This window comes from Collinsella acetigenes (assembly GCF_012844445.1).
In the GTDB taxonomy this organism is placed as follows: domain Bacteria; phylum Actinomycetota; class Coriobacteriia; order Coriobacteriales; family Coriobacteriaceae; genus Collinsella; species Collinsella acetigenes.
Map to the genome: position 1 here is coordinate 61,289 of NZ_JABBCP010000002.1, position 16,898 is coordinate 78,186.

A 16,898-nucleotide genomic window follows, 5' to 3' on the forward strand; every position below is an offset into this window, starting at 1 on the left:
CCTATGGGCAAGGCCGGGATCTGTCCGCACGCGAGCGTAAAGTCTTTCAACGAATAGAGAAGACGCAGGAAGGCGGGAGAGACCCGCGACGTTCGTGCGCCTTGTAGAAGAGGACGAGAGGTACGAGCTTCATGAAGATCATCAAGCGCAGCGGAGTGGAAGTTACGTTTGACATCGAGAAGATCAGCAGCGCGATTCGAGCGGCGAACCGTGAGGTCAAGGAGGCCGATCGCTTGACCGAGCGCCAGGTTGTCTATGCCGCGCAAAACGTTGCCGATGCCTGCGAGAACGCAGGCCACACCGTTTCCGTCGAAGAGATCCAGGATATGGTCGAGGACGAGATTATGCGTCTCGACCGCTACGAGGTGGCTCGCCACTACATCATCTACCGCTATGTGCAGAGTCTCAAGCGCACCAAGAACACTACCGACGACAAGATTCTCTCGCTCATCGAGTGCAACAACGAAGAGGTCAAGCAGGAGAACTCTAACAAGAACCCCACCGTCAATTCCGTTCAGCGCGACTACATGGCTGGCGAGGTTTCCAAGGATCTGGCCCAGCGCGTCTTGCTGCCTGCCGATGTCGTGGCCGCTCATAACGAGGGCATCATCCACTTCCACGACTCGGATTACTTTGCTCAGCATATGCACAACTGCGACCTGGTGAACCTTGAGGACATGCTGCAAAACGGCACGGTTATCTCGGGTACGCTTATCGAGAAGCCGCATAGTTTCTCGACGGCGTGCAACATCGCCACGCAGATCATCGCCCAGGTTGCGTCGTCTCAGTATGGCGGCCAGTCCATCTCGCTGACGCATCTGGCGCCTTTTGTCGAGGTGAGCCGCCAAAAGATCCGTCGTGAGGTGACTCGCGAGCTCGAAGAGCTTGGTGTGAGCGCTCCCGAGGAGAAGGTGCATGAGGTTGTGGAGGAGCGTCTGCGCGACGAGATTCGTCGTGGCGTTCAGACCATCCAGTACCAGGTTGTAACCCTTATGACCACCAACGGTCAGGCCCCGTTTGTCACCGTGTTCATGTATCTTAACGAGGCTCGTTCCGAGTCCGAGAAGCATGACCTCGCCATGATTGTCGAGGAGACCTTGCGCCAGCGTTATGAGGGCGTGAAGAACGAGGCGGGCGTATGGATCACCCCAGCGTTTCCCAAACTCATCTACGTGCTCGAGGACGACAACGTAGCCGAAGATTCTCCGTTTTTCTACCTCACGCAGCTTGCGGCCAAGTGTACCGCCAAGCGTATGGTGCCCGATTACATCTCTGAGAAGAAGATGCGCGAGTACAAGCTGTCTCTGGGCGAGACCGAGGGCAACGGCGACTGCTACACCTGCATGGGCTGCCGCAGCTTCTTGACTCCCGATCGCTCTGGCAACGGCTATGACAACGTGGCGAATGCCGGCAACTGGGAGCCGGGTAAGCCCAAGTACTACGGTCGCTTTAACCAAGGCGTTGTCACCATCAATCTCCCCGACGTGGCGCTCTCGTCGCATCAGGACATGGACAAGTTCTGGGAGATCTTTGACGAGCGCTTGGAGCTGTGCCACAAGGCGCTCATGTGCCGCCACGATCGCCTGAAGGGCACACTATCCGACGCCGCTCCGATTCTGTGGCAGTACGGTGCCCTTGCGCGTCTGAAGAAGGGCGAGACCATCGACAAGCTGCTGTATGGCGGGTATTCGACCATCTCGCTTGGCTATGCGGGCCTGTACGAATGCGTCAAGTACATGACCGGCCACAGCCATACAGAGTCGGAGGGTACGCCCTTTGCGATGCAGGTCATGCAGCACATGAACGACAAGTGCAACGAATGGAAGGCCGGGAGCAACATCGACTTTTCGCTTTACGGCACGCCGCTCGAGTCCACGACGTACAAATTTGCCAAGTCGCTGCAGCGCCGCTTTGGCATCGTTCCCGGCGTGACCGACAAGGGCTACATCACCAACAGCTATCACGTGCACGTGTCCGAGCAGATTGACGCTTTTGACAAGCTCAAGTTCGAGAGCCAGTTCCAGCGTCTGAGCCCTGGTGGCGCCATCTCTTACGTTGAGGTTCCCAACATGCAGGATAACCTCAAGGCCGTTATCCGCGTGATGCAGTACATCTACGACAACATCATGTACGCCGAACTCAACACCAAGAGCGACTATTGCCAGGTATGTGGTTACGATGGCGAGATCAAGATTGTGGAAGACGATGGCAAGCTGGTGTGGGAGTGCCCCCACTGCGGTAACCGCGACCAGGAAAAGATGAACGTGGCGCGTCGTACTTGCGGCTATATCGGTACGCAGTTTTGGAACCAGGGTCGCACCGAGGAGATTCGCGACCGCGTTTTGCACCTATAAGAGATTGCGCTGAGGTGCGGTCTTTCTGCCTGCAATAATTGATGGGGCTGTTTTTGCGGCCCCATTCTTTCATCTGCAGGATGTTTGGTCGGTGAACATAGGGCGGGTGCCGTTTTTTAGGGAGGCAGTGTGAATTACTCGGCTATCAAATACTTTGATATCGCCAATGGCGAGGGGGTTCGTACTACGCTGTTCGTCAGCGGGTGCCGCCGCGGCTGCAAGAATTGCTTTAATGCCGTGGCATGGGATTTTGCTGCCGGTGACCCGTTTACGCCTGGGATTGCCGACCAAATCATTGCAAGCATCGACCATCCGTTTTGCGACGGCCTTACCCTGCTGGGTGGCGAGCCGATGGAGCCGGAGAACCAAATGGGCCTCGTGGACTTTGTCGAGCGCGTGCGCGCGGCATATCCTACAGAATCGGGCAAGACCATCTGGTGCTATACGGGCGACACGCTTGATGCGCTTATGCCGGGCGGGGCGCATCGCACCGACGTTACGGATCGCCTTCTCGCCTGTATCGATATCTTGGTTGACGGTCCTTTCGTGCAGGATTTGCATGACATCTCGCTGCGCTTTCGCGGATCGTCCAATCAACGTATCATCGACATGAACGCGACGCGTGCCCGTGCCGCCTCCGAGGGCGTGAGCCTTGCAGATGCGGTTGAGCTCTGGCATGACGAAGCGGTGTACAGCACCCATACAATGAAGTAGGAAAGGCCCCCATGGTCGATTCGGAAAAGGTAAAAGAAGCGATTCGTCTGCTGCTCGAGGGAATCGGTGAAGACCCAACGCGCGAGGGGCTCGTGGAAACCCCCGATCGCGTGGCGCGCATGTGGGAGGAGCTTGCCGGCGGAATGGAGTCGGACGCCTCCGAGCATTTGAGTCGCACCTTTGCGGTGAATTCGAACGATCTGGTGATCGAGCGTGATATCACGTTTTACTCCATGTGCGAGCATCACATGCTTCCCTTTTATGGTCGTGTGACCATTGGCTATATACCGTGCGGTCGCGTGGCGGGGCTGTCGAAGCTTGCACGCACGGTCGAGGTCTATGCGCGTCGTTTACAACTGCAAGAGCAGCTTACCGCGCAGATTGCCGATGCGCTGATGGAGCATTTGGCTCCCGAGGGCGCGATCGTCCTTATCGAAGCGGAACATATGTGTATGACCATGCGTGGCGTGCAGAAGCCCGGCACTACCACGGTGACACTTGCGCGACGCGGTTGTTTTGAGAGCGATCCCGCCCTCGAGGAGCGTTTCTTCCGCATGCTGGAGCGCTAACGTTGCTTGCGAGCATGCCGCGGGTCGACGCAATTTGGGCAAACCCCTTATTTCAAGAAAACCTGGCTGCCATCGAAGCAGCGGAGACGCAGCGCGTCTACTGCAGGCACGGTTTGTCCCACCTGTTGGATGTGGCGCGTACGGCGTGGATTATCAACCTCGAAGGTGGCTTTGGTCTTGCACGGGACGTTGTCTACGCTGCGGCGCTTTTGCATGACATCGGTCGCGCTGCTGAATATTCCGAGGGCATTTCCCATGATGTGGCGGGCGTCGAGATAGCGCGCCGGATTTTGGGTACGGTAGTGGCTGAACAGAGATTCTCTTCCGCCGAGGCGGAGGCAATCGTCAAGGCGGTGCGAGGTCACCGTGCCGACGACGCCGATGCGGCATCGTGCGAGCTTTCCTCTCTGTCAAGTCGTTTGGCCCGCGTGATTGCCGAGGCCGACCATCGGTCGCGTCCTTGCTTCGCGTGCTCCGCTTGTGCTACCTGCTATTGGCCGGAAGAGAAGAAAAACATGGCGGTGCGTGTCTAGCCGATGCGAACCGCATTGGAGGAGTGATTCGCATGAGTAGCAAGAAATTGCCCGATAGCACAACGCCGATTGAAGGGGCAAAGCTTGCGCGCCGCGATGGCGCGAATGTCCCGGCGACGCGAACCTCGATCGTTCGTGCGACCTCCGATCAGATTTCTCGTGCCGATCGCATCCTGATTGACGGTCTTGAGGTTTTTGCCAATCACGGCGTGTACCCCGAGGAAAATACCCTGGGGCAGAAATTCGTCGTTTCGCTGGTGCTCTACGCCGATCTGCATGCGGCGGGGGAGAGCGACGACCTGAACACGTCAATCGATTATGGCGCTGTCTGCCACGATGTGGACAGCTATATGCGAGGGCATACGTTCAAGCTCATCGAGGCGGCGGCGGAGGGTGTGGCACAGACCTTGCTCGCACGTTATCCGTTGCTCCTGGGTGTGCGTGTGAAGATCGAAAAGCCCTGGGCACCCGTAGGCCTGCCGCTTGTCTCTTGCGGCGTGGAAATTGAGCGCTTGCGCTAACGAAGTTGAGGCATGTGTTTGAAACCCCTGTGCATCATTCGGTGTGCAGGGGTTTGCTGTTCGACGCATGCCGATTATACCTTTGCACCTGTAGAGTTGGAGCGGGGCCACAGCGGCGCGTATGTGATAATCACGGTAAGACCCGATTCTGATATGGGGGTATGCCATGTTTTGCACCAACTGCGGGGCGCAGCTGAACGAAGGTACCAAATTCTGCACGAGCTGCGGCGCTCCTGTCGCCGGCCCTGCTCCCGAGCCGGAGGCGCAGTCGTCCGCCGACGTTGCGCCCGAATCCGCGCCGATGCCTGAGTTAGCATCAATTCCCGAACCTGCTTCGGATTCTGCGGCTGCTTTCCAAACCGCGCCGGAGCCGGTGCCAGAGACTGAGCCCATGTCGATCCCGGAGGCCGTATCCGGGTTTGATTCTGAGCCCGAGCCTGTTGCAGCAACAGAACCCATGACGATTCCCGAGCCCATGCCGGAGCCTACGCCGGCCCCCATGCCGGAGCCGTCGTATGATTCTGTCGCCGACTCTCAGCCTGCAGCCGAGACGGTGCCCGATTTCCAACCTGCTCAGGCACCTGACTTCTCGTCTCAGGTCGCGACGCCCTCGCCTAAGAAGAACACAAAGCTGCCCATTATCATCGCTGCCGTTGTCGTTATTGCTGCTCTTGTTGTTGGTGGGTTCTTCCTGCTGGGCAATGGCGGCTCTGGCAAGCTCGCCGAAGACGTCACCCCTCAGATTGAGGAGCTGCTGGAAGAGGAGTACGGAGAATCCTTCGAGGGCTTTGCTTCCAACGATTATGTCGAGGAGGCCAAGTATCGCGTCAAAGACGTCGAGGTGTCGGACATTAAGGAAGAAAACGGCCACGTTACCGCGACTGCCGAGGCAACTATTCAGAATCGATTCTTTGTTTCCGAGGCGACGTTTGCGGTCAGTGCGCATATCGATAGCGACAACGACATTTCTTCCGTTCGCTTCGAGCTAGAAGATCAGACCACCACGCCGCGTTGCGGTGTTATGCGCGACGATGACAACGGTGGAGCCGCGCTTGACAGCAAGCTTTCGTCCGATAAGAAGAGCTGCTCTGTTGTGACCACCGGTTGCTGGGTTACCGGCGGTACCGAGGTTGCGAAGAGATATGTCTTTACGGGCAAGAAGTGGGAGCTTGATAGCTCGAACACAACGGGCGAGCAGAACAAGTGGGATGTCGCGGGCAAGTACTATAGCGATGACGATTACATCGAGATTTCCAATTGGGACAACAACCGCCATACGGCGACGGTGAAGCTCTACATGGAGTGCAGCCTCAATCTCGATAACGGTTCGGAGGACTGTTCGGTTACCGCTACGCTTGATTCCGTTCAGATCATGGATGCCGGCGACGATTACTATTGGTTCCGGTTCGAAGATTACGGTGCCAAGACCAGTACTGGCAGGCCCGCGCTCGTCCACTTCGATGTCTACTTCAATCCGACCGAGAAAGGCGAGCTCGCGCTCTTTGCAGACGCCGACGCTGTGAACGAGAACGTTTTAAGCGAGGACGGCTATGCGGCCGCTGAAACCGTGATGGAGGTCGAGGTGTCGGAGGAGGGCGCTTACTACGGCGTCTACACCGATCTTTCCGACTTCGAGAAGAATGAGGATGCGTTTGTCTACAACTACTTGAACTTCTATCGATAGGATATACTGAGTAAAACAGGTTACCTACCGCGGGGCGCTGCAGCAATTGAGCTCGGCGCCCCGCGTCATGTTTACGGCTTCGAGCGGGGATTTCCTGAGGATACGCGAAGCCTCTCGATTGCTAGGGCAATAGGTGTCGAGCAAAGCGTGGAACCGGGCGTTATGGCTGGGCTCCATCAGGTGCACGAGCTCATGGGTGACGACCATCTCCAAGCAGAGGGGCGGGTAGGCGGCGAGCTGCGTATTGATACGGATTGTCTTGCGTGCAGGCGTGCACGAGCCCCAGCGCGACTTCATGGTCCGGAGGCTCCATCGCTCGGCGTGTATACCCATGGTTGCCTCGATGCGCCCTACGATACGTGGCAGCGCCCTTTCCAACTCCAAGCGATAAAGCTGTTGGAGCGTGGTTGCGTTGGGAATGACCTCAGCCGCGTCTACAAGTTCGCCCCAGAGGGGGATGAGACCGTCGCAGGTTGGTTCATCGCGCCGTGGTTGCATGCGCGCTGCCTGCTCGGCGCGCTCGACGTGCCGCACAATCCAGGATGCATGCCGGGTGAGAAAGTCATCGATTTGCTTGCTGCTCGCTGCGTTTGGGGCGCTGCAAAAGACGCTTGCGTCGGCACGGACATGCAGGTTGAAGTTCTTGACGCGCTTGCGCTCGACAAGAACGGGTACATCGCGCCCGGCGTGATGAACGCAATGCGAGCTAGGCTTCACGCCCTCTCCTTTCAGCCGGTTCATAAGCGTTTGTCATTCTAGCGTTTATGAGACGATGCACCATCTTTGGCAACGATGCTTATAATAGGGCCTCGTGAACAAGCGCGCCCACGGGCGTCGCTGCGAGAGAGGACAATCCCCATGATCAACGTCGCCATCCTGTTCGGAGGCATCTCTACCGAGCACGATATCTCCCTTAAGTCTGCCGATAACGTTATCGCCGCGCTCGATTCCGAGCGCTTCTGCCCGGTGCTGATCGGCATCGATCGCAACGGTTCCTGGTTCCATTACACGGGTGATCTTGCCGATGTGGTGACGGGTGCCTGGGAGGAGCATGATTGCGCTCCCGTAGTGCTGATTCCTGGCAGCGCACCCGATGCCCGCGGCGGCTTTCTCGAGCTTGTCGACGGCGAGTTTCGCGAGCTCGAGGTCGATGTGGCCCTTCCTGTCTTGCATGGTCAGGGCGGCGAGGACGGCACCGTTCAGGGCGCGCTTGAGGTTTGCGGCGTTCCCTATGTGGGCTGTGGCGTGCTTGCGAGCGCTGTGTGCATGGATAAGGATGCGAGCCATCGCCTTGCTGCGGCGGCCGGCGTGCGCTCGCCGAAGTGCGAAGTGCTCTACCGCGGCGCTACTGTCGAGGACGAGGCTGCCGTAGTGGAGAAGTGCGGCGGATACCCCGTCTTCGTGAAGCCCGCTCGTGGCGGCAGCTCGATCGGCGTCTCCAAGGCGAACGATGCAGATGAGTATCGTGAAGCGCTCGACGCTGCTTTCGCGCTCGATGAGAAGGTTGCCGTTGAGGAGAACATCACCGGTGTCGAGGTCGGTTGTGCCGTCGTGGGTGATGCTGTTCATGGCGTACGCATGGGCGAGGTGGACGAGATTGTCGTTCATGGTGACGGCTTCTTCCGCATCCATCTGGAAAAGGACCCGGGTGCCAATACCGAGCTCCGCTGCCCGTCCGAGCTCCCCGCAGATGTGCTCGAGCGTATACGTCAGGTGGGGCGCACGGTATATGAGGCTCTCAACTGCTCGGGTTTTGCACGTGTGGACCTGTTTGTCACACCCGAGGGCGAGGTCGTGTTCAATGAGGTCAACTCTACGCCCGGCATGACGTATTACAGTCGCTTCCCGCAGATGATGCGCGTTGCCGGACATGAGCTGGGCGAAGTGCTGGCAGATCTTATCGACACGAGGCTTGGGCTGTAGATAAGTCACCTTAGTACAAGGCAAGCGCTCAATCGCTAAAGAAGCGCGGGCGCGGGATGCAACTCAGTGTATCCCGCGCCCGTTTTGTTATTTGGATGGGGCCGTGACCTAGAAGCGTTCGAAGAAGGACAGTGCGTTCTCAAAGCAAAGCTTGCGCGTGATCGTTTCGCCAAAACGTTCGACAAGCATCTGCTGGAATGCGGGGAACTTGGAGGCATCTGCCACGTACTCGGGCACATCGGCTCCGTCGAGGTCGCCGCCAAGCGCGATGACATCTTCGCCGCCCAGCTCGAGCCAGTGCTCGATGTGGCGTGCGGTGGCGTCAAAGGTGACCAGTTCGGCCGACGTATCTTTATTGGCGCCATCGACCAAGAAGCCATTGCAGTAGTTGAGGCCCACGACACCGCCGGCGTCGCGGATAACTTGGAACTGCTGGTCGGTGAGGTTGCGCACGTGACCGCAGATGGCACGCGAATTGGAGTGGCTTGCTGCGAAGGGGCGCTTGGCAAGGGCGGCTACCTCGTCAAAACACTCATCGTTGAGATGCGAGACGTCGAGCACCATGCCGCAGCGTTCCATCTCGGCAACTGCCTGGCGACCAAGATCGGTGAGGCCTGCGTGAGTATCGTGTCCACTGGCAAGCGGGCCCGCGGCGTTCCACGTAAGGGAGGCCATGAGCACGCCGGCACGTTTGAGGGCCTCGATGAGGTTGAGGTCGTGCGCGAACATGCGCGCGTTCTCGATCGTGTGGATGCAGGCGAATCGACTCTGATCGAGAGCGGGGCGAATGTCGCTTGCTGCATGTACCTCGGTTGCTTCGGCATGGTTGAGGTTCGTCTGAGCGCTGATGTGCGCCATGATCTGCGCATGGAAACGCAGAGACTGCTCGGGGGAGAAGCAATCGGGGACGAACGTGGCAAAGCACTGCGCCCAGGGGGTGCTTCCGGCCATGTCGATCGAGATGGCGCAGTCGTTGTCCTTAAGGGAGAAGTAGCGCTCGGGGCATTCGGCGTCGTCTGGGGTGAAGAATTCGTCTCCCGAGACGGTCTTGAGTTCGCGATCGATGGTTTGCCAGCCCAAGCGATCGGCGGTGTCGCAATGTAGGTCAAGTACGGGAATAGACATGAAGCCTCCTGTTGGTGCGGTTTTAGTCTCGTCCATTCTACACGTCTACGTGTAGGCTACGCTCGTCCGATAGGTTGGATTGCGGCATACGGTTTGGGGTATAGTTGACCCTACGTGTCCGCTCCGGCGGGCAAAATCGAGTTTTCACTGAAATGAGGACGATATGTCAAACGAAGGCAAGAAGGTGCGCGCCCACTACCGCGGTACGCTGGATGACGGCACCCAGTTCGATAGCTCCTACGATCGCGGCGAGCCGTTGGAGTTCACCTGCTGCGCCCACCAGATGATTCCCGGCTTTGATGCCGCCGTGAAGGACATGAAGGTGGGCGAGAAGAAGACCGTCCATATTCCGTGTGCCGAGGCCTATGGCGAGCGCCGTGAGGACCTGGTCATGTTCTTCCCCGCCGCGCAAGTACCCAACATCGACCAGATTCATGTGGGTGATAAGCTCGCGCTTTCCGGTGCCGGCGGTCAGCCTGTTCCCGTTACGGTTGTCGAGGTGACCCCCGAGGGCGTCAAGATCGACGCCAACCACGAGATGGCCGGCAAGGACCTCAACTTCGAGATCGAGCTCGTAGAGGTTCTGGGCTAATTCAACTCAGATAAAACGAGCAGGAGCGGCGACGTTGGTGCAACGTCGCCGCTCCTTTTTTGATTTTTTGCCCTGAATCTTGCAAGGCAAGCCATAAGCGTATGGAGAATATTCCCGCAGCCGAGAGCCGGCATTTCCCTCCCGAGCGATTCCGCAGCGAAGCGAGGACCAGCGAGGGAAGGAAATGCCGGCTCTCGGCGTTGGGGCCCTTAAGCCCCCTTGACGTTCATGGCGCGCATTGCGTTCAGGATCGCTATGATTGCCACTCCCACGTCGCCAAAGACCGCAAGCCACATGTTGGCGATGCCCAGCGCTGCAAGCGCGAGGATCAGCAGCTTCACCGCAAGGGCAAACACGATGTTTTGCCAGACGATACCCATGGTTTTGCGTGCGATGCGCATGGCACGCGCGATATTGGAGGGCTTGTCGTCCATCAGCACGATGTCGGCCGCCTCGATGGCCGCGTCGGAACCCATAGCGCCCATGGCGATACCGACGTCAGCGCGCGTGAGGACCGGGGCGTCGTTGATGCCGTCGCCCACAAAGGCAAGCTTGTGTTTGGCACCTTCACTGGCGAGGAGTTTTTCGACGCGTTCCACCTTGTCGCCGGGAAGGAGCTGCGCGTGGTACTCGTCCAGGCAAAGCTCGCGGGATACTGCCGCTGCCACCTCCTTGCGGTCGCCTGTGAGCATCACGCAGCGGCGCACTCCCGCGGCGTGAAGGTCGCTGATGGTTTGCTTGGCGTCGTCTTTTACGGTGTCGGCGATCACGATATGGCCAGCGTAAGTGGTATCGACCAGCACGTGGAGAATCGTTCCCGCGATTTCGCAATCGGGCGCTGTGAAGCCTGCTTTTGCAAGCATTTTTGCGTTGCCCACTATGGCCTTTTTGCCGTCGATGGTTGCGAAGACGCCATGGCCGGAGTCATTGCCGGAATTCGTGACGCGCTTGGAGTCCAGTTCGCCCGTGTAGGCGGCACGGACAGACTGCGCGATGGGGTGATCGGAGAAGGATTCTGCAAGGGCCGCCATTTCGAGCAGGGAGGACTCGGTGTAGCCGTTTTCGGGATGAATCGCTGCGACGGAAAACGTGCCGCGCGTAAGCGTACCCGTCTTATCGAACACTACGGTGTCGACTTCGGCGAGGGCCTCCAGGTAGTTTGACCCCTTGACCAGGACGCCGATTTTGGAAGCACCGCCGATGCCGCCAAAAAAGCTCAGGGGCACGCTGATCACGAGCGCGCAAGGGCAGGAGACGACTAAGAATGTGAGGCCGCGCAAAATCCAATCAGGCCACGCCCCCGTGACGATCCCGCCACCCACCGCGAGCAGTGCCGCGGCGCCGGTGACGGCAGGCGTGTAAATGCGGGCAAAACGCGTGATGAAGTTTTCGGTCCGTGCCTTCTTTTCGCTGGCGTTCTCCACAAGCTCAAGGATGCGCGAGACAGTGGACTCGCCAAAGGGCTTGGTAGTCTTGACCTTGATGAGGCCCGTCATGTTGATGCAGCCCGAGACGACCTCGGCGCCCGTTTCCGCATGACGAGGGATGGATTCGCCGGTGAGAGCGGCGGCGTCGAGCTGGGTGGCACCCTCAACGATTGTTCCGTCGATGGGCACGCGCTCGCCTGGCTTGATTACGATGATGCTTCCGCACGCCACCTCATCGGGGTCTACCTGCTTAAGGTTGCCTTCGGCATCTTCGATGTTTGCATAATCGGGCGCGATATCCATCATGGAGCTAATAGACTTGCGGCTCTTTCCTACGGCGTAGGCCTGGAAGAGCTCTCCCACTTGGTAAAAGAGCATAACGGCTGCTCCCTCTGCCATGTGCGGGTCGGTGTCTGGAAAAAACACCATAGCAAAAGCGCCGAGCGTGGCCACGGCCATGAGGAAGCTCTCGTCAAATGCTTTGCCGTGACGAATGTTATTCCAGGCTTTTTTGAGCACGTCATGGCCGGCGATGACAAATGGCACGAGGAAGAGCATGAAGCTTGCGTAAACGTCCCCGGGGTTTCCAAAGGCGCGCTCAAGGACGCCCAGTTCATCCATCGCGTATACCGCGACAAAGGTTGCAAGCGCTACAAGGATGCGACTGCGTTTGTGCTCGAGTGACTCCTTCTTGCGACGCTTCTTCTTTTTCTTTTTGGGATCGGCGGTTGCCATGATTCAAATACCTCCCATTTGAATGTATGAACACTCGCTCATATGACTTTGCGAATGAAGGCCGCAGTGACTGCGGCCTTGCTGGCGTGTGGGCTAGAGAATGATTTCGCAGTCAGGTTCTGCTTCGGCGGTGAACTCAACCACGCGGTCGAGTACCTCATCGAACTCGTTGTCTTCGGCCTCGAGGGTAAGTTTTTGTGTCATAAAGTTCACGGAGACGGATTTGACGCCCTCGAGCCGGGTGAGCTCGTCTTGGAGCTCACGAGCGCAGTTAGCGCAGTCGATTTCGTCGAGCTTGAAGGACTTTTTCATGATGGGTTCCTTTCCTGTGCTGGAGGCATAGATGCGGGCCGCGTTGTTGCCTTGCTGGATTGTTATTCGCAGATATGGCTCATGCCTTGATTGAGCATGGTGTAGACATGATCATCCGCGAGCGAGTAGAGGATGTTTCGGCCGTCGCGGCGAAATTTGACCAGGTGGGAGCTTTTAAGCGTGCGCAGCTGATGGGAGACGGCCGATTGGGACGTTTGCGTGGCATCAGCAATATCGGCTACGCACAACTCGCGGCCCATGAGGGCATAGAGAATCTTGATGCGCGTAGTGTCGCTAAAGACCTTGAAGAGGTCTGCAAGGTCGTAGAGCAGCTCCTCGTCGGGAAGGTCTTCGGGAGAGCAAGTTGCTGCAAGGGGAGCGTCATATCCGTTGGGGTTGTTTATGAGCCCCAAAGACTGTTCGTTCATGGCAACGTCCTTTCATATGAACATGCGCTCATATTTTCTAGTACTGATTATATGAATGCATGCTCATATGTCAATGGAATTCCGCTGAACACCTCTTTGTTTGGTTGAAAGCGACGGCGGACGGGGTGAGATTACCGCCGTTGAGGTATCGAGACTGTGGTAGGTGGTCGGGTACTGTGCAAAATTTAATGTATTCAGCACAAGAGCTGGGATTTTTGTCATGTCGAAAGGTCAAAATGGGCAAAATGAACGCAATACTCCACAGATGTGAAAATATTATCTGAGCAGAGCGTCCAATAGACCCGCTTGGAACAAGGCAAATAGACCTAGCGGCTGAATACTTTGATTTTTGCACGGTACCAGAGCATCTATTCCTTTATTTGAGTTCGATACCGACTCCAAACACTTTGCCATCAGGCGCGCGGCCGCTCGCGTTGTCTTCGTGAGGCGCTTGATGCTCGAATGTCTGCATGTCGTTAATTTCTGGAACGGTATTGATTGACGGATCGTCAAGGACCCCATCAAACAGGGCCTTTTCGAGGTCAATCCGGTTTCGCTCTTCACGGTCGCGCCGGATTTTCTCCTCGAGCTGTTTCTTTTCCTCGAGATGTCTTCGAAGTACGAACTTCCTCAGCTCCTCCTGTTTAGCTTTAAAGTTCTTTGGGAGGCGCGAGGGACGAATGCCTTCTTTTCGTTGAATTACTTCCATGACTCGGGCAAACGGCTCGGCATGCATAAATGAGTGCCTGCTGATGGTGATAATTCCATAGCCCATCGCTGCAAGTGCGTTTTTGCGTTCTTCATCGATAGCACGATTTTCTTCCGTATCGTGATGAAAGCCGTTGTATTCGATGTCGATGCGAGAACGTTTGAGGTACGCGTCCATGTAGAACTTCGTTCGTCTTGTGAGGCCTTTCGCGACGTTGGCGACCTTGATCTCATAGTCGGTTTCGAGGGCCCTTATCCCCAGGCCGCCTTCGTTTTTTGGCAGCGTGAGCATCATGACAAAGGCTGTTTCCATGGGTGAACGGCAGCCGTCCCGTACGCACTTGATGGCCTTCCGTGCCGGAATGAGTCCATCGCAAGCAGAAAGCGTATTGAAGAAATGCTTGAGTCGTGCGGTTGTTGTGAGGGCTGGCCTTTCGCTGTACGAGGTTGTTGAACCCATCTTCAGGGAATAGGCCCCGCACAATTCAAAGTAGTATTCAACAAGCTTGCGAAAGGGCAGATAAGTTGCGGCTTGAAGGGCGCACAGCTCAACTCCGACTATCGAGATGTCGTCGGTGAGCTTGACGAATCGAGAACTCGAGAATCGTTTTGTCGAGACGTGAGTCCGGCAGCCTGTCAGATTACGCATACCGTTGCGCTCGAAGACCATTGTCTCAATGGGGGCGTTTTCGTCCGCTTCTACATTGTGGATAGCGAGCCATCTTAACGCATCGTCAACAAGCTTTCTGCTCGGATGCGACTTGAAGACAGCAACATCGCTACAGGGCTCGATGCCGCTGCGTGCAATCGAGTGGACGGTTTGATAGACCGCTCTTGCCGTGGTATGTGACAAAACGATTCCCATATATCAATAATGTCATAAGCCAGACCTTCCGCCTGTGAAAATATGACATCCGAGCTTTGCGCGTTGCGGGTTACGTGGCGTGTCTGAGCTCTATGGGGGCAAAGGGCCGGATGCGACGCGCTCGCGGCAATTGGTCGCATCCGGCTGATTGAGCTATTTGGCGAAAAGGTTTTTCTCGTTGAACTCCGCTTGCACCGTGCGAAGCATGAGGTCGGTGTCGTCGAGACCCAAATGCTGTTCGACTTCGCCCGTTCCGAGCGTGCCGCGGCGGCGTGCCCAATTCTCAAGCGCAGCAGGGGAGCTCTCGCGCGGGAGGGTCTTCACCTCGCCATCGAGCCTGCGACAGATTTCGCGCGAGTCGATGATGACGATTTTGCCCTCACGACGTGCCTCGGCATAGCCCTCAAGATGCAGCTTGAACCAGGAGTCTTCGAAGGCGGCGTTGTGCGCCATATAGGGGTACTTTTTCATGAGTTTGAGAATCTGCTTCTGCAGCGCCTTGTTTTCGCGAAAGGGTGTTTTGTTGTCGATATCTTCCCAGGTGATATGATGGATTTCGGTGAGTGGAACACCGGACTCGCGGTAGATCTCGGGCAGGCCGCAATAGTGGGCCTCGGCATCGTGCGGGGTCGCATCGCTCGTGAGCTCCATGATCTCCCAGCCCACGTTGATGATGTAGCCGCGTTCGGGCGCGCGCCCGGTCGTTTCGATATCGATGCCGAGCACCGTGCCCTGGATGGGCTTGCGCGTGAAAGCGACGCCAAGCGCCTCGCGATCTCCGTGAATTTCGCGCATGACGGCGGAGGCGCTGCGGCGCTGCATCTTGCCGATAGCGGCGCAGGTGTCTGCGTCGGACAGGCTGCGAGCGAGCATGGAGGATGGCTTGTTGCGCAGTCGTGTTTCGCCCACGTGATCGCATAGCTCGCGATTACGATCGGCGAGGTCCACGATCACATCGTAGCCAAAGGATGGCTCGGGATTTGTGTTCCATTCGTCAACAAGGGCTTTGAGCGCTTCTTCACTGCGCAGACGTTCGGATTCGACCATCTCGTAGCCGCCGCCGAAGATGAACATGGGAATAAACGGTTGCATCGAGTATTCAAGTGCCTGTTGAGTATTCATTGCCGCACCTTTCGCTGTGTGGAAATAGAGGTTTGCTGCTTACATCAGTTTACCAATGGAAACTTTTATGTTGAACTATCATCTTCAGTACAATAGATTAATTTAAGCCTTGGAACTCAAAATCTTGGTAAAGCCATCGATGGGAGCATGCACTGCATGGATTTGATTGCGGATATCGTGTTGGACGCCGGCAAAGATACGCTGGCTTTGGTTCCGTTTTTGTTCGTGACGTATCTGGCGCTCGAATTGTTGGAACACGTGGCGGGAGAGCGCGTTAACAACACGATTCGTCGCGCGGGAACGGCCGGCCCTGCTGTGGGCGCCTTGCTGGGAATCTTTCCGCAATGTGGCTTCTCCGCCATGGCGGCGACGCTCTACGCTGGGCGCATTGTGACGCTGGGAACGCTGGTGGCGGTGTTTCTTTCTACTTCCGATGAGATGCTACCCATGCTCATGGCCGAGCACATGCCCCTGAAAAGCATGACAACCATTTTGGCTATCAAGATGCTCGTGGCGCTTATTACGGGATTTTTGATTGACATGGCTGTGCGCGCTTTGCGCAAAAATGCACGTGTCCATGCGGCGCTGCGCCAAACCGTGCTTGGCGCAGCCGTGAATCCAAGCCATGTGAACTGCGGTCATGGCGACCATAGCGAAGGCGATATCGTCGATGAGATTTCCGAGGCGGGCGTGAGCGCCGAGCACATCCATGAGCTGTGCGAACGTGATTGCTGCGGCTGCGAGGAGCACGTGGGGCACCACCATCATCGCGATAGCGATTCGATGCGCGAGCATTCTTGCGCTCACGAGCATGGGAGCGCTCATGAACATACCCATGACAATGAGCACATGCTGTCTTCGATCGTACGGAGTGCGCTTTCTCATACCGTGCAGGTGAGCGTCTTCATTTTCTTGGTGACGCTCGTGCTGGTGGGCATCTTGGATACCGTGGGCGAGCCGGTGCTCGAGCGGGTGCTACGTGGCAACGAGACGCTTGCGGTGTTTGCATCTGCTTTGGTGGGCCTCATCCCCAACTGCTCGGCGAGCGTGGTTATCACGCAGCTCTATCTCGAGGGCGTGCTGACGCTTGCCCCCATGCTTGCAGGCACGCTCATCTCTGCCGGTGTGGGTTACCTGGTGCTGTTCCGCACCAATCGCTCGGTACGCGAAAACATGGTCATCATCGTCATGCTCTATGGCATCGGCGTCGCGTGGGGATTGCTCTTTACGGCGTTGGGGCTCTAGGCGGTATTGAGCTCCGGTCCAGGGTTCACGCCACCCTGCAA

General features: G+C 57.2%; 16 protein-coding genes. 9 read left to right on the plus strand and 7 right to left on the minus strand.

The features are described 5' to 3' along the window. Nucleotides 1-131 precede the first annotated feature (131 nt). From nrdD to HF320_RS03305, 6 genes are all read left to right on the plus strand, one after another. Nucleotides 132-2,354: an anaerobic ribonucleoside-triphosphate reductase gene (nrdD, locus tag HF320_RS03280; protein WP_169277053.1), complete on the plus strand. Its 2,223-nt coding sequence runs from the start codon at nucleotides 132-134 to the stop codon at nucleotides 2,352-2,354. A gap of 129 nt (nucleotides 2,355-2,483) precedes the next feature. Next, on the plus strand, nucleotides 2,484-3,068 hold the full coding sequence (gene nrdG / locus HF320_RS03285) for an anaerobic ribonucleoside-triphosphate reductase activating protein (protein ID WP_169277054.1): 585 nt from the start codon (nucleotides 2,484-2,486) through the stop codon (nucleotides 3,066-3,068). Nucleotides 3,069-3,079: 11 nt separating this feature from the next. Further along, complete coding sequence (folE, locus tag HF320_RS03290; RefSeq protein WP_169277055.1) at nucleotides 3,080-3,637, plus strand: GTP cyclohydrolase I FolE; 558 nt, start codon at nucleotides 3,080-3,082, stop codon at nucleotides 3,635-3,637. Between the two features lie 14 nt (nucleotides 3,638-3,651). Next, on the plus strand, nucleotides 3,652-4,170 hold the full coding sequence (locus HF320_RS03295; RefSeq protein ID WP_169277056.1) for an HD domain-containing protein: 519 nt from the start codon (nucleotides 3,652-3,654) through the stop codon (nucleotides 4,168-4,170). Between the two features lie 32 nt (nucleotides 4,171-4,202). Next, nucleotides 4,203-4,691 (plus strand): dihydroneopterin aldolase, encoded by a 489-nt coding sequence (gene folB, locus HF320_RS03300; RefSeq protein ID WP_169277057.1) that lies wholly within the window; start codon nucleotides 4,203-4,205, stop codon nucleotides 4,689-4,691. Nucleotides 4,692-4,857: 166 nt separating this feature from the next. Next, nucleotides 4,858-6,375 (plus strand): zinc ribbon domain-containing protein, encoded by a 1,518-nt coding sequence (locus HF320_RS03305; RefSeq protein WP_169277058.1) that lies wholly within the window; start codon nucleotides 4,858-4,860, stop codon nucleotides 6,373-6,375. Nucleotides 6,376-6,399: 24 nt separating this feature from the next. Here the strand turns inward: HF320_RS03305 and HF320_RS03310 are convergent, their stop codons facing one another. After that, nucleotides 6,400-7,092 carry a M48 family metallopeptidase gene (locus HF320_RS03310; RefSeq protein WP_349290694.1) on the minus strand — a complete coding sequence of 231 codons (693 nt, stop codon included), beginning with the start codon at nucleotides 7,090-7,092 and terminating at the stop codon, nucleotides 6,400-6,402. A gap of 141 nt (nucleotides 7,093-7,233) precedes the next feature. Here HF320_RS03310 and HF320_RS03315 point away from each other — a divergent pair, with 141 nt between their 5' ends. Beyond that, the gene (locus HF320_RS03315; RefSeq protein ID WP_211158936.1) at nucleotides 7,234-8,298 is read left to right on the plus strand and encodes a D-alanine--D-alanine ligase family protein; all 1,065 of its coding nucleotides are present in this window, start codon (nucleotides 7,234-7,236) and stop codon (nucleotides 8,296-8,298) included. Between the two features lie 108 nt (nucleotides 8,299-8,406). Here the strand turns inward: HF320_RS03315 and HF320_RS03320 are convergent, their stop codons facing one another. Beyond that, nucleotides 8,407-9,423 carry a dipeptidase gene (locus HF320_RS03320; protein ID WP_169277060.1) on the minus strand — a complete coding sequence of 339 codons (1,017 nt, stop codon included), beginning with the start codon at nucleotides 9,421-9,423 and terminating at the stop codon, nucleotides 8,407-8,409. A 163-nt stretch (nucleotides 9,424-9,586) separates the two neighbouring features. On the opposite strand from HF320_RS03320, the gene HF320_RS03325 reads away from it, so the two are divergent. Further along, a complete protein-coding gene (locus HF320_RS03325) occupies nucleotides 9,587-10,015 on the plus strand; it encodes an FKBP-type peptidyl-prolyl cis-trans isomerase (protein ID WP_169277061.1) in 429 nt (142 codons plus the stop codon). 209 nt (nucleotides 10,016-10,224) lie between these two features. Here the strand turns inward: HF320_RS03325 and HF320_RS03330 are convergent, their stop codons facing one another. The 5 genes from HF320_RS03330 to HF320_RS03350 all read right to left on the minus strand — a co-directional run bounded on the left by HF320_RS03330 (nucleotide 10,225) and on the right by HF320_RS03350 (nucleotide 15,612). Next, nucleotides 10,225-12,177, minus strand: coding sequence for a heavy metal translocating P-type ATPase (locus tag HF320_RS03330; RefSeq protein WP_169277062.1), 1,953 nt, complete (start codon nucleotides 12,175-12,177; stop codon nucleotides 10,225-10,227). Nucleotides 12,178-12,270: 93 nt separating this feature from the next. After that, complete coding sequence (locus tag HF320_RS03335; RefSeq protein WP_040220728.1) at nucleotides 12,271-12,489, minus strand: cation transporter; 219 nt, start codon at nucleotides 12,487-12,489, stop codon at nucleotides 12,271-12,273. A gap of 62 nt (nucleotides 12,490-12,551) precedes the next feature. Then, nucleotides 12,552-12,917, minus strand: a complete 366-nt coding sequence (locus tag HF320_RS03340) for an ArsR/SmtB family transcription factor (RefSeq protein ID WP_248276590.1) — start codon at nucleotides 12,915-12,917, stop codon at nucleotides 12,552-12,554. Between the two features lie 376 nt (nucleotides 12,918-13,293). Further along, nucleotides 13,294-14,478 carry a PDDEXK family nuclease gene (locus HF320_RS03345; RefSeq protein WP_169277063.1) on the minus strand — a complete coding sequence of 395 codons (1,185 nt, stop codon included), beginning with the start codon at nucleotides 14,476-14,478 and terminating at the stop codon, nucleotides 13,294-13,296. Nucleotides 14,479-14,643: 165 nt separating this feature from the next. Continuing rightward, nucleotides 14,644-15,612, minus strand: a complete 969-nt coding sequence (locus HF320_RS03350) for a 3'-5' exonuclease (protein ID WP_022386241.1) — start codon at nucleotides 15,610-15,612, stop codon at nucleotides 14,644-14,646. A 156-nt stretch (nucleotides 15,613-15,768) separates the two neighbouring features. Here HF320_RS03350 and HF320_RS03355 point away from each other — a divergent pair, with 156 nt between their 5' ends. Next, nucleotides 15,769-16,857 carry a putative manganese transporter gene (locus HF320_RS03355; RefSeq protein WP_169277064.1) on the plus strand — a complete coding sequence of 363 codons (1,089 nt, stop codon included), beginning with the start codon at nucleotides 15,769-15,771 and terminating at the stop codon, nucleotides 16,855-16,857. Nucleotides 16,858-16,898: the final 41 nt, after the last annotated feature.